Below are 13,035 nucleotides of genomic sequence, written 5' to 3'. Positions count from 1 at the left end.
GATGATTACACGTAGAAACTTTTTCATGAATGCGGGCGCCGTCGCCCTCAGTGCCGCGGCGGTGAGCAGAGTCGGCGCGGCATCGTTGCCGGAAGCCGTCAGCATGGCTGGCGCGGACACGAAGGCCCCGCCACCGCCGCCGAACGGGCGTCCGTACAATCCCGTCGTCACCCTCAACGGCTGGTCCTTGCCCTGGCGCATGAACAACAACGTCAAGGAATTCCATCTGGTGGCCGAACCCGTCGTGCGCGAACTGGCACCCGGCATGCAAGCGAACCTGTGGGGCTACAACGGTCAGTCGCCAGGGCCGACCATCGAAGTGGTGGAGGGCGACCGCGTGCGCATCTTTGTCACCAACAAATTGCCGGAACACACGAGCGTGCACTGGCATGGCCAGCGCTTGCCGAACGGCATGGATGGCGTCACGGGACTGACCCAGCCGGGCATCGCCCCCGGTAAAACCTTTGTCTATGAATTCGTTGCCAAGCGGCCCGGCACCTTCATGTACCACCCGCATGCCGATGAAATGACGCAGATGGCCATGGGCATGATGGGTTTCTGGGTCACGCATCCGAAAGACCCGAACTTCATGAAGGTGGACCGCGATTTCGTCTTTTTGCTCAGCAACTACGACATCGATCCGGGCAGCTACACGCCGAAGATCATGACCATGACGGATTTCAATTTGTTCACCTTCAACAGCCGCGTCTTCCCGGGCATCGACCCGATGGTCGTGCGCCAGGGCGACAAGGTGCGCGTGCGCGTGGGCAATCTGACCATGACGAACCACCCGATCCACATGCATGGCCACGAATTCGAGGTGACGGGCACGGATGGCGGCTGGACGCGCCCCGAGTCGCGCTGGCCCGAAGTGACGACCGATATTGCCGTGGGCCAGATGCGCGCCGTGGAGTTTACCGCCACGGACCTCGGTGACTGGGCTTTCCACTGCCACAAGTCGCACCATACGATGAATGCCATGGGGCATGACGTGCCGACCATGATCGGCGTCGACCATCAGGGCGTGGCCGCGAAAATCAACCAGCTCGTGCCCGGCTACATGGTGATGGGCGAACGGGGCATGGCCGACATGGGCGAAATGCAGATGCCGATTCCCGACAATACCCTGCCGATGATGGCGGGAGACGGCCCGTTCGGCGCCATCGGCATGGGCGGCATGTTTACCACGGTCAAGGTACGCAAGGATCAAAAGCCGGGCGACTATCGCGACCCGGGCTGGTACAAGCACCCGGCCGGCAGCGTCGCCCATGAATGGACGGGCGCCTTGCCGGCACCGGTGCGCGGCCAGGGCGCGGGCAAGCCGGTCACAAAAAGCGGCGTGGAGATGACGGTGCGCAAACCGGGTGGGCACGCAGGCCACTAATAATGGTCAGCTGGCCCTGACAATCGCAACGGCTTGCCTAGCATGGCAAGCCGTTTTGCATGTTGCTGCAAATCAATGAATTGTTGGTTAGTGACAATCCGAGCATTTTAGTGACTGTTTTTTCCTTATATTCAAGTCATACGCTTGAATTATTGGCTACCGTCTTGCCTAGGAGGAAACATGTTGAATCAAATGAAAGTGGGGACGCGCCTGCTCGCGGCCTTCTTTTGCGTCGCGCTGATGGGGGCCATCGTGGCCGGCATCGGCATTTTCAACATGGGCAAGATCGATACCATGGCGGGGCAGATGTACAACAATGAGCTGCTGGGGCTGTCATACATCAAGGAAGCCAATATCGCCCTGATCAAGGTGGGCCGCGCGCGCAGTAATTTCTTGCTGGCCACGACCGCCGAGGAGCGCGCCACGCGTCAGGCCGACATCACAAAATTTCTCGAATCCAATAGGGCCTATCTTGCCAAGGCCCAGCCGCTGTTCGTCACGCCGGCGGCCAAGGAGCTGTTTGCCCGCTTCGCCGCCGTCGAAGCCGAGTACGTCGCCACCATGCGGCAGGCGCTGACCTTGGCGGCGGGCGAACCGCTGGAGCAGCGCAGCGCACAACTGGTCGAACTGCTCAACAAGACGCGCCACCATGCTGACGAACTCGACGGCGTGCTCGATAAACTGTCGCTGCAGAAGGAAGAGCGCGCCAAGGCCGCTTCCGAGCAGGCATCGGGCGTGTACCAGGCCAGCCGCAGCTTCATGATCGCGCTCGTGCTGGGCAGCGTGGCGGCCGGGCTGGCGCTGGGGGCGCTGATCACGCGCGGGCTGACGCGTCAACTGGGCGGCGAACCGGCGTATGCCGTCAAGATCGCCGGCGCCATCGCCGAGGGCGACCTCACCGTCGAGATCCGCACGGCCGGCCACGACAGTGCCAGCCTGCTGTTTGCCATGAAAACCATGCGCGACAAGCTCGTGGGCATCGTCAGCCAGGTGCGCTCGGGCACGGACACCATCAACACGGCCTCGGGCGAAATCGCCCAGGGCAACCTCGACTTGTCGTCCCGTACGGAAGAGCAGGCCAGTTCGCTGGAAGAGACGGCGTCGTCGATGGAGCAGCTGACGTCGGCCGTGCGGCAGAACGCGGACAATGCGCGCCAGGCCAATGCGCTGGCCGGCGCCGCATCCGACGTGGCCGGCAAGGGCGGCGCCGTGGTGGGGCGGGTGGTGCAGACGATGGAATCGATCAATGCGTCTTCGCGCAAGATCGTCGACATCATCAGCGTCATCGACAGCATCGCCTTCCAGACGAATATCCTGGCCTTGAACGCGGCCGTGGAAGCGGCCAGGGCGGGCGAGGAGGGGCGCGGTTTCGCCGTCGTCGCGGCCGAAGTGCGCAACCTGGCGCAACGCTCTGCCAGTGCCGCCAAGGAAATCAAGACCCTGATCGGCGACTCCGTCGAGCAGGTGGAAATCGGTTCCAGACTCGTGCATGATGCGGGCAAGACGATGGATGAGGTGGTCGCCAGCGTGCGCCAGGTGGCCGACATCATGCAGGAAATCACGGCCGCCAGCGCCGAGCAGAGCGCCGGCATCGAGCAAGTCAACCAGGCTGTGCTGCAGATGGACCAGGTGACGCAGCAAAACGCGGCCCTCGTGGAAGAGGCGGCGGCGGCCGCCGAATCGCTGCAAGACCAGGCGCAGACCTTGACGGAACTGGTGGGCGTCTTCCGCCTGCATGCCCAGGCCGAAGGCATCGCCGTGGCGGCGGCCAGCAACGTCACGCCGCTGCGCCGGTCAGCGCCGGCCGTCAGGCAGGACGTGCGGCGCCTGGCCTGACAACGGCGGGCCCGGGCGCAATCGGCGCGGCGGTGGTAGGCTGTCGCTATTGCGCGTTTGCCACTTCCGGATCTTTCATGCCGTCTCCCCGCTTGCTTTGCTTATTCTTGCTGCTGTCCCTGGCGCCGCTGGCGCAGGCGCAGCAGGGCGATCCCGTCCTGCCTTACCGGCCTTCTGTCGCCAGTCCGGCCCAGCTGCCCGTGCCGGGCCAGCTGGAATTCGAGGCCGGCGGCCTGCTGTCGAAAACGGACGACACGCGCCGCGCCAGCCTGCCGTACACGTTCAAACTGGCGTTCACGCCCGAATGGGGCATGCTGCTCGAAGGCGAGGGTATTGTGCGTGCGCGCGACGACACGGGGCGGCGCGAAACAGGCGTGGGCGACACGACGGTCGTGCTCAAGCGGGCCTTTTTGCTCGACAGCGCCACGGCGCTGGGCCTGGAGCTGGGCTGGAAGTTGCCCACAGCCAAGGACAGCATCGGCAGCGGCAAGAGCGACGTGTCGCTGAACGGTATTTTCAGCCGCGACCTGGGCGCCGTGCACGTGGATGCCAACCTGAACGCCACGCGCCTGGGGGCGTCCGACCCGGATACCGGCAGGGTGCAAACGGGCTGGGCGACTTCCTTTTCCACATCCGTCAGCGAGCACTGGGGCGCCACGGCGGAAGTGTCGGGCACGCGCCTGCGCGGCGCGCCGGCCACGGCGCAGCTGCTGCTGGCCGCCACCTACAGTCCCACGCCGCGGCTGGCCATTGACATCGGCATGGCGCGCGGCTTGACGGCGTCGTCGCCGGACTGGTCGCTGTTCAGCGGTGTGGTCGTGCCCTTGGGCAAACTGTGGTGAGATTGCGACGGAGTTCCTTATGTGTCCTTGCGAACAAACAGTTAGTCACACAAGGTCTACAATGACGGCATAACTAAAAGGAGTGTCACCATGAAAACCCTGATTCTTGCTGCCGCCTTGCTGTCGGCAGCTACCGCCGCCGTCGCCCAGGTCGGCGTCTCCGTTACCGTCGGCCAGCCAGGCTTTTACGGACGCCTCGATATCGGCGACTATCCCGCGCCGCAATTGATCTATGCCCAGCCCGTCATCGTGCAGCGCCCGCAATACTATTCGGCCCGTCCGATCTACCTGCGCGTGCCGCCTGGCCATGCCAAGCACTGGTCCAAGCACTGCCGCAAGTATAATGCCTGCAACCAAGAGGTATATTTCGTCCAAGATAGTTGGTACAACAACCAATATGTGCCCCGTTACCGCCAGCAGCATGGCGACCATGGCCGTCCCGATTACGGCGACCGCGGCCGTCACGACTACCAGCATGATGACAAGCGCGACAAGCATGAAGGCAAGCGCGACAAGCATGATGACAAGCCGGGCAAGGGCCATGGCAATGGCCGCGGCAACGGCAACGGGCACAAGGATTAACAGGCAGGAGGATATTTGCATAGTAAAATCGTTATCGTAGGGGGAGGTGCGGGCGGCCTGGAGCTGGCCTGCAAACTCAGCCGTAAGCTCGGCCCCGGCCAGGTCACCCTGGTCGACAGCCGCCTGTACCACATCTGGAAACCGTCGCTGCATGAAGTGGCGGCCGGCACCCTGGACATTCATCAAGAGGGCCTGTCGTACCAGATGCTGGCGCATGACAATGGTTTTACCTATGTCTATGGTCCCTTGATCGCGCTCGACGCCGCGTCGAACAGCCTCACCGTGGGCGCCATCGCCACCGACAAGGACGAGCAGCTCTTGCCGCAGCGCCAGGTCAGCTATGACCAGCTGGTGCTGGCCGTGGGCAGCACCTCGAATTACTTCGGCGTGCCCGGCGCCAAGGAAAACACGATTTCCCTGAATGCCACGGAAGACGCGGAACGTTTCCGCTTGACCCTGCTGAAACTGCTGGCCATGGCCGAGCAGCGCCAGGGCGACGCGGGCCATCCCGGTGTCGACATCGTCATCATCGGCGGCGGCGCCACGGGTGTGGAGCTGGCGGCCGAATTGCGCGAAGCGAGCGGCGTGTATGCCGCGTATGGTTTTCAGAATCTCAACGCCATCAAGGATGTGCGCATCACCCTGCTCGAAGGGGCGCCGCGCATTTTGGCACCGCTGCCCGAGCGCGTCTCGATCGCCGCCTCGAAACTGCTGCACCAGCATGGCATCACCGTGGTGACCGAGACGCGCGTCACCATGATCGAAGCCGACAAGGTGACGGTGGCCAGCGGCACCAGTTATGCGGCCGACATCTGCGTGTGGGCCGCCGGCATTCGCGCGCCGGAATTCCTCGCCACTTTGGGCTTGCCGACCAACCGTTCCGGCCAGCTGGAAGTGACGGGCATGCTCAACGTGCAGGGCCATGCGAATATTTTCGCGCTGGGTGACTGCGCCGCCTGCACGGGGCCGGACGGCAAGCTGGTGCCGCCGCGCGCCCAGGCTGCCCACCAGCAAGCCGATTACCTGCTGAAAACCTTCCTGCTGCAAGCGAAGGGCAAGCCGCCGCAAACGAAACCGTACGAATACCTGGACTACGGTTCGCTCGTGTCGTTTGGCCGCACCACCTCCGTCGGCACCCTGATGGGATCGCTGAAGGGTCTGAGCTGGTTCGTCGAAGGCTTTGTCGCGCGCATGATGTATGTGAGCCTGCACCTGATGCACCACAATGCCGTGCTGGGCACCGTGCGCACGGCCGTCATGGCCATGGGCCGTTTCCTGATCAAGCGCAGCTCGCCGCAGGTCAAGCTGCATTGATGTGCGGTAAGTAAGGAAATCCAACGGGGCCGCAAGGCCCCGTTTTTTATGGCAGCGTACGCATTACGCGAGTGGCGTTGGCCGGGAACCGCAGCGCCGTCCCGCTGTCATAACAAGGGCAAGCACACGCGCCATGAGCGGACAGCTTGATGAGGGGAGGCAGGCATGCCATCACGCTTACTGCAAGTCATCGCGCTGACCCTGGCGGCCCTGGGGCTCGCGCCGGGTGCCGCCCATCTGCTGGAACTGCCCGTCAAGCTGGCGTATCCGCCAGCGTTGTATGCGCAGGTGACAAGCACGCTGTATGCCCTGTTTGGCCCGGTAGGGGGCGCCGTGCAAATGGCCGCCATGGTGACCGTGGCCGTGCTGGCTTTTCGCTCCAGGCGCCTGCCCCAGGGCCGCCTGCTGGCCGCGTCGGCAGCCGCACTGCTTGCCTCCTTGCTGCTGTGGGCTTTCCTTGTCGCCCCCGTCAATGGGGAGTGGGGGAGTAGCGCCGACGTGAGTCAGGCGGAGTTCGCCGCAGCCTATGCGCGCCTGCGTGCACGCTGGGAGTATGGCCACGTGGCGGCCTTCATTGCCTGGTTCGCTGGCTGGCTGGGCATGGCCGCCGCCTTCACCATGCCTCCTCCTGCGGGTGCGGGCGTTCGCTTGCAGCCTTGACGCAAAAAGGGCCGCAAGATGCGGCCCTGGTTCCCGCCTTGACGCCGGTTGTTATTTGCTGCGCGGAATTGGCGCCGCTTCGCAGCGGCCCCGCGTCATGGGGAAGGCTATGGTGGTGAGCTTGCCCTTCAAGGTGCCGGTAATGCTGGCGTGCAAGATGCGCTCGCTGTCGTGGCGGTAGATGATGCGGCTAGGAAAGTCATTGTCCAGGTTGGCGAAGATGAATTCATTCGGCTTGTCCTGGCGCAGCAGGTTGAAGATCACGGGCGGCTGGCCCGACGGCTGCACGATGTAGGCCAGCTGGCCCGGCTCGGTGAGGCGGATCTGCACGAATTCAAACGCTGTCGTCTTGCCGCCCTTGACGGTGCGGCTGGTGCCGAGGATGGTGCCGCCGGCAGCCGTGCTCCATTGTTCTCCGGAACCGGGCTCGGCGCCGTCGACGTTCCAGCAGCCGGCCAGCCAGGCCAGCTTGTCCACGGTTTCCGGCGGCGGCACGGTATTGTCGGCGGCCTGGGCGGTGCCCATGGCCAGCAGCGCTGCCAGCAGGGTGGGGATCAGTCCTTGCATGCGGTCTCCTGTCGTCGAATCGTTCTGCGGTCCGGGGTGCCGCGGCAGTGTTCTGGCTTGATGCGGCCTGGCAAAGACTATTCTTTCGGAGCCACACGGGGCAAGACGACGGTCAGGGCCGTGCCGCCTTGCGGATTGGCCGCCAGGCTCAGGCTGCCACCGAGGTAATGTACGCGCTCGCGCACGGAGCGCAGGCCGTGCTTGCTCATTTCGACGGGCTCGCTGGCTGGCAAGCCCACGCCGTCATCCTTGACGGTCATCATCAGCGCTTCGTCATTGTCGTCGATGATGATGTCCACTTCGCTTGCCTGCGCATGCGCGGCGATGTTGCCGAGCGCTTCTTCCAGGGTGCGCAGCAGGGCCACGCCCACGTTGCGCGGGCAAATCAGTTCATCTTCGGGCAGGCTGCAGCGCACGGTGATTTTGTGCTGTTCGGCAAATTGCGCGGCCAACTCGCCCAGCGCCACATTCACGCCGAGAAATTCGAGCTTGTCGTTCCACAGCTTCATCTGCATTTGGCGGTTGGTCTCGATCACATTGAGCAGCAATTGCTTCATGGTCGCCGCACGGTCGAGCAGGGCCGCTTCCTGCGGCATCTTTTGCGTCAGCAGCGACAAGTGCATGGTCAGGGCCGTCAGCGACGAGCCGAGGCTGTCGTGCAGCTGGCGCGACAGGGCGCGCCGTTCATTGTCCCAACTGGTGTTGACATGGCCGAGCAACTCGCTGAGATCGGCGGCGCGTTCCGCATCGGCCTGGGCCGTTTCCTTGTTCGGATCTGTTTGTGCGGACATAGCGCCCCGTGAATGGTGAAAGGTGAGGACCAAATTCAAGTTGTGGATCATACATGAGGATTTCATCGCGGGGCGCATGGATGGAAAATTTCTGTCTTTTCGGCAATTTTGATCTCCTTCCATCATTTTTATATTATTGGCAATATTATCGTTTGCGCCAGCAGGTGCCGTTCCTGCCGTTACGTACGGCTGCGCACATACCGGGGCGCCGCACGCTGCCATAGTGGTGTCATGCATTTTCTCCATGCAGCACAAGCCCGCTTACCGAAACGAAAGGATATGCCATGAATATCGATACCATCGTCGACCAGGAATACGCCGACAAAAGCTTCCGCGACATCGTCAATGCGCCCATCAGCGCCCTGCGCGGCGTCAGCCCGAAAGATGCCAAGGCCTTGCAGCAAGCGTTTGGCGTGCACACCGTGCGCGAACTGGCCAACCTCAATTTCGTCAAATGGGCCAGCGCACTGGCCATCCTGGCCGATGAAGAGGGCATGAGCGGGGAAGAGCGGGCCAAGGAAGAACTGCTCGACGACGCCGTGGAAATGACCTTCCCCGCCAGCGATCCGATTTCCGTCGATGCCGGCATCACGCGCATCGAAGTGCCGCCCGAAACGGTCAATGCGCAAACGGACCACCAGCACGCAGGCCAGCAAGAAGTGGCCGCTGGCAAGAAATAAGCATCCTGCGCATAAAAAAACCGGCTGGCCATGAAGGCTTGCCGGTTTTTTTGCGTGCTGTGCGGTAAGAAACTCAGGCGATCGACGGGATGTTGTTTTTTTGCATGTTCACCTGCGTCTGCGCGGCGATCACCTCGTGCGGGATGCAGCAAAAGCGGTTCTTGCCGGCGCGCTTGGCTTCGTACAGGGCCGTGTCGGCCGCGCCCAGCAACGAGTCGACGGTGCTGGCGTCGTCCGGGTAGATGGCGATGCCGATGCTGGTCGACAAGCGCAGGGTCAGGTCGTTGATGAAATACGGCTCGGAAATGACTTCGATCAGCTTGGCGGCCGGTTCGCGCGCGTCGCCCTTGCCGGCCAGGTTGCCCAGCACGATGACGAATTCGTCGCCGCCGATGCGCGCCACCGTGTCTTCCTTGCGCGAGGCGCCCACCAGGCGGGCCGCCACCATTTTCAGGATTTCATCGCCATAGCCGTGGCCGTAACTGTCGTTGATGGTCTTGAAGCCGTCCAGGTCCAGGTACAGGATGGCCGACTTGCCGCGGCTGCGGGCCGATTGTTGCAAGGTATGCTCGATGCGGTCTTCCAGCAGGCGCCGGTTCGGCAAGCCCGTCAGCGGATCGTGCAATGCCAGTTCCTGCTGCTGCTTGCTGTATTGCGCCAGTTCCTTGTACAGCAGGCGCACTTCCAGCATGTTGTGGATGCGCTTGTGCACTTCCATCAGGTCGAAGGGCTTGCTGATGAAGTCGCGCGCGCCCGCTTCCAGGGCGGCGATCTTGAAACTCGGTTGTGCCGTCAGGGCCAGCACGGGCAGGTAGCCGCCATGCTCGATTTCCTTCAAGCCTTTCATGACTTGGAAACCATTGAGTTCCGGCATTTGCAGATCCAGCAAGATCAGGTCGTAGCAATGCTCCCGGTGCAGGGGGCAAACCTGGGCCGGACGCATGGTGGCCGTGACATTGGTATAGCCTGCATCGCGCAGGATTTCCAGCATCAGGTCAACATTGTCGGGTGAATCATCGACGACCAAAATTTTGGCTTTCAAAATCTCATCTTGGCTGGGCATGTAAGGTCTCGGTTATACGGTCTATGCAACGCTGGCTTCTACCGCAGCTGATGGGCTGACGGCAGTGGAAAGATAGTAGCGCCTTGCAACAAGATAGGGCGCACAACAGCGCTTGAGTTCGCTTATGCCGTTCTAGCCGGCCAAGGCCGCCGTCTCCAGCCTGCCGTGCAGGTGTGCTTCTGCATTTCAGTGTAGCAAACTTTCGCTTAGTTGCTTGTAGGACAGTGCCGCGTCTGAAAGTAGGAAGGCTAACCCATGAAAATAGTCATTTTGTACTGCACTATGTATTTCTTTGCATCATCTTTTTAGGGCCGTGTATTGCGTCCCTGTTCACGGGCGCCGGTGCTGACGCGCGACGCGGCCAGCTGCGCCACGGCCGCCAGCAGCTCTGCCGGGTCGAGCGGTTTCGAGACCCAGGCCTGGAAGCCGCTGGCCAGCGCCCGCTGGCGGTCCTGCGGTTGCGCGAACGCCGTCAGCGCCAGGGCGGGCAGGTTGGCCGCATGGGGGGGCGCATGCGCGCGGATTTGCGCCAGCAAGTCGAAACCGTCGGCGTCGGGCATGCCGATGTCGCTGACCAGCACATGCGGGCGCACCTGGTCCAGCAGTTGCAGTGCTTGCGCCACGCTGCCGGCGCCATGCACTTCGGCGTGGCTGTCGCGCAGGATGCGCGCCGTCAGTTCGCGCGCATCGGCCTCGTCATCGACCAGCAGCACCGTAACGCCGCGCAAGTCGTGGCTGGCGGACAGCTCGCCGCCTTTCGGGCGCGCCGGCGCGGCCCGCGTCCCCAGCGGCAGGCGCACGGTAAAGCTGGCGCCCTGCATGTCGCCGGCGCTGCTGACCGTGACCGTGCCGCCATGCTGCTCCACCAGGTGCTTGACGATCGCCAGCCCCAGCCCCAGGCCGCCATGCCGGCGCGTGGTGGAGGCGTCGGCCTGGCGGAAGCGGTCGAACACGTGAGGCAGGAAGTCTTTCTTGATGCCGACGCCGTTGTCGGCCACCGTGATGGCCAGGCGGCTCGCCTCGCGGCGCACGCCGATCTCGACCCGTCCCCCTTGCGGCGTGAACTTCAGGGCATTCGACAGCAGGTTCCAGATCACTTGCTGGATACGGCTGGGATCGCCCGTGATGGTGCCCGCATCGCTGGCGATGTTGCTGTGGATGGCGATGTGCTTGGCGTCGGCCGCCGGGCGCAGGGTTTCGATGGCCGAGGCGATGATGCTGGCGGGCACGATGGTTTGCAGGTCCAGCAGCACCTTGTCCGAGGTGATGCGGCTCATGTCGAGCAAGTCTTCGATCAGTTGCGCCTGCGCGCGCGCATTGCGTTCGATGCTTTGCAGGCCCCGGTGCAGGTCGGCCTGGTCGCGCGTGCCGCGCCGCAGCACCTGGGCCCAGCCCAGGATAGCCGACAGCGGCGTGCGCAGTTCGTGCGACAGGGTGGTGAGAAAATCGTCTTTCAGCTGGTTCGTGCGTTCGGCGTCGGCGCGCGCCTCGCGTTCGCTGTCGAGCAGCACCTTGCGCTCTTCGGCGGCGCGCGTGGCGGCCGCGTACAGGCGCGTATTGTCGAGCGCGACGGCGGCCTGGGCCGCGATGGCCGAGACGATGCGCTCGCTGCGCGCGCTGAACATGCCCGCTTGCGGATGGCCGAGCAGCAAGCGCCCCAGCAACAGGCCCGAGCGCGAACTGACGGGCAGGCTCAGGCAGCTGCGCAGCGGCGGCGCGGCGCCGGCGCTGGCGTCGGGCGCGGCCAGCAAGTCGTTCTGGCGCATGGCCGGTCCCTGGCGCAGTTCCGTGGCGATGGCGTCGGCCTCGCGCAGGCTGATGCCGTTGACGGCGCGTGCCGATGACAGGGGAGCGGCGCTGTCGTGGACCTCGTCCGCATCGTCATAATAAAAGGCGCCGAAGCGCGCGCCGCTGATGCGCGTGGCCGCATCGACGGTTTCCTGCAGCAGGGCAGGCAAATCGAGGGTGCTGGCCAGGGCCGCGCCCGTATTGTTGAGCAACTCGAGCACGCGCGTTTCATCGCGCAAGGCTTCCTGCGCGCGCTTGACCTGGTCGACGTCGGTGCTCGTGCCAAACCAGCGCAGCAACTGGCCGCCCTGGTCGCGCACGGGATTGGCGCGCGTCAGGAACCAGCGGTACTGGCCGTCTGCGCCACGGATGGGGAACTCCATTTCGAAGGGCGTGCCATCGCGCAAGGCGGCCTTCCACGCTTGCAGCATGGGTGGCAGGTGCTGCGCGTCATAGGCGATGCTCCAGCCGTCGCCCGCCATCTTCTCGGCAGTGGTGCCCGTGTAGTCGTGCCAGCGCTGGTTGTACCAGGCAATGGTGCCGTCGAAGCTGGCGATCCAGGCCAGTTGCGGGATGGAATTGGCCAGCGCGCGCAAGTCTTCCTCGCTGTGGCGCAAGTTTTCCTCGGCCGCCTTGCGCTGGCTGATGTCCTGGATATACGTGGTCAGGCCGTCGCTGGAAGGGAAGATGCGCACTTCCAGCCAGCGCCCCAGCGGCGGATACAGCAGTTCGAAACCGCAGCTGTGCTGCTGCGCCATGGCGCGCCGGTACTGCGTTTCCAGTTCCGTACCCAGCAGGTCGGGGCAGGCTTGCCACAGGTTCTTGCCCGTCAGGCTGGCGCCAGGCGCGTGCTGCGGCGCCAGCATGGCGGCGCCGCGCGTATTGATATAGCGGATGGTCCAGTCGCGGTCGAGCAGGCAAAAGCCGTCGGTAATACTTTCCAGTAAGTTGGACAGGCGCTCGTCGGAGAGGCTCAGCGGCGCTGATGGGGGCAGCAGGTCTTGCTCGCGGTCATGTTTGGCCATCGGAAATCCTGCAACAGTAAGTCTGCCGCACGGGCTCTTGCCCCGCCGGGCCGCCGCTAAGCTCAGTTAAATAGGTCATGATGCTCAATGCCCGCCGTCATGCATTAGGGGAGGCACAAACGCCCCTGTCTGGCTGGTATTGTAGCCCCAAGCGGCGCGCCGCCACCGCACGCTTGCGCGCCGCCTGCAGATAGCACTGGACAGGCTGGAAAGCAGTCCCTATAATCCCGCTTCTTTCGAGACAGCAACTTCTCGATTCGCTGGGCGCCACTGTGAAAGCAGAAGTGTCCACCGATAAAAAGGCGTGCGCTTTTTGGCAGTGAAAAGGTAGTCGATGGAGCGGGGCGGTATTCTGCAAAATCAGCTAAGCGATTGAAAAATCGAACTTTTCAAAGCGAAATGAATACGCTATAATGTTTGCCTGCGCGGCTGTAGCTCAGCTGGATAGAGTACTTGGCTACGAACCAAGGGGTCGTGGGTTCAATTCCTGCCAGCCGCACCAG

General features: G+C 63.4%; 11 protein-coding genes and 1 tRNA gene. 8 read left to right on the top strand and 4 right to left on the bottom strand.

All coding sequences use genetic code 11. The annotated features are described in order from the left end of the window. The first annotated feature begins 1 nt into the window (after window position 1). From IGS55_RS14920 to IGS55_RS14890, 6 genes are all read left to right on the top strand, one after another. Window positions 2-1,384 carry a multicopper oxidase family protein gene (locus IGS55_RS14920; protein WP_139089755.1) on the top strand — a complete coding sequence of 461 codons (1,383 nt, stop codon included), beginning with the start codon at window positions 2-4 and terminating at the stop codon, window positions 1,382-1,384. A 180-nt stretch (window positions 1,385-1,564) separates the two neighbouring features. Continuing rightward, on the top strand, window positions 1,565-3,220 hold the full coding sequence (locus IGS55_RS27975; protein WP_329958123.1) for a methyl-accepting chemotaxis protein: 1,656 nt from the start codon (window positions 1,565-1,567) through the stop codon (window positions 3,218-3,220). Between the two features lie 107 nt (window positions 3,221-3,327). Continuing rightward, window positions 3,328-4,062 carry a transporter gene (locus tag IGS55_RS14905; protein WP_230516296.1) on the top strand — a complete coding sequence of 245 codons (735 nt, stop codon included), beginning with the start codon at window positions 3,328-3,330 and terminating at the stop codon, window positions 4,060-4,062. 90 nt (window positions 4,063-4,152) lie between these two features. Next, window positions 4,153-4,644, top strand: a complete 492-nt coding sequence (locus IGS55_RS14900) for a hypothetical protein (protein WP_230516295.1) — start codon at window positions 4,153-4,155, stop codon at window positions 4,642-4,644. Between the two features lie 15 nt (window positions 4,645-4,659). Continuing rightward, the gene (locus tag IGS55_RS14895) at window positions 4,660-5,958 is read left to right on the top strand and encodes an NAD(P)/FAD-dependent oxidoreductase (RefSeq protein ID WP_230516294.1); all 1,299 of its coding nucleotides are present in this window, start codon (window positions 4,660-4,662) and stop codon (window positions 5,956-5,958) included. A gap of 165 nt (window positions 5,959-6,123) precedes the next feature. After that, window positions 6,124-6,618, top strand: a complete 495-nt coding sequence (locus IGS55_RS14890; RefSeq protein WP_230516293.1) for a hypothetical protein — start codon at window positions 6,124-6,126, stop codon at window positions 6,616-6,618. Window positions 6,619-6,669: 51 nt separating this feature from the next. Here the strand turns inward: IGS55_RS14890 and IGS55_RS14885 are convergent, their stop codons facing one another. Next, on the bottom strand, window positions 6,670-7,185 hold the full coding sequence (locus IGS55_RS14885; protein WP_230516292.1) for a DUF6265 family protein: 516 nt from the start codon (window positions 7,183-7,185) through the stop codon (window positions 6,670-6,672). Window positions 7,186-7,262: 77 nt separating this feature from the next. Beyond that, on the bottom strand, window positions 7,263-7,976 hold the full coding sequence (locus tag IGS55_RS14880; RefSeq protein WP_230516291.1) for a sensor histidine kinase: 714 nt from the start codon (window positions 7,974-7,976) through the stop codon (window positions 7,263-7,265). A 284-nt stretch (window positions 7,977-8,260) separates the two neighbouring features. Between IGS55_RS14880 and IGS55_RS14875 the strand changes: the two genes are divergently transcribed. Next, entirely contained in the window at window positions 8,261-8,656 is a 396-nt protein-coding gene (locus IGS55_RS14875; protein ID WP_230516290.1) for a hypothetical protein, read from the top strand. Between the two features lie 73 nt (window positions 8,657-8,729). Here IGS55_RS14875 and IGS55_RS14870 read toward each other — a convergent pair whose 3' ends face one another. Next, window positions 8,730-9,719 carry a GGDEF domain-containing response regulator gene (locus IGS55_RS14870; RefSeq protein ID WP_230516289.1) on the bottom strand — a complete coding sequence of 330 codons (990 nt, stop codon included), beginning with the start codon at window positions 9,717-9,719 and terminating at the stop codon, window positions 8,730-8,732. Window positions 9,720-10,024: 305 nt separating this feature from the next. Then, a complete protein-coding gene (locus IGS55_RS14865; RefSeq protein ID WP_230516288.1) occupies window positions 10,025-12,532 on the bottom strand; it encodes a hybrid sensor histidine kinase/response regulator in 2,508 nt (835 codons plus the stop codon). A gap of 425 nt (window positions 12,533-12,957) precedes the next feature. On the opposite strand from IGS55_RS14865, the gene IGS55_RS14860 reads away from it, so the two are divergent. Continuing rightward, window positions 12,958-13,034 (top strand) — tRNA-Arg (locus IGS55_RS14860). Window position 13,035 lies beyond the last annotated feature (1 nt).

The organism is Janthinobacterium sp. EB271-G4-3-2 (assembly GCF_020858035.1).
Classification (GTDB): Bacteria; Pseudomonadota; Gammaproteobacteria; order Burkholderiales; family Burkholderiaceae_D; genus Janthinobacterium; species Janthinobacterium aestuarii.
Note: the sequence above shows the minus strand (reverse complement) of the source record. Positions and strands in the feature narration are given on the sequence as shown.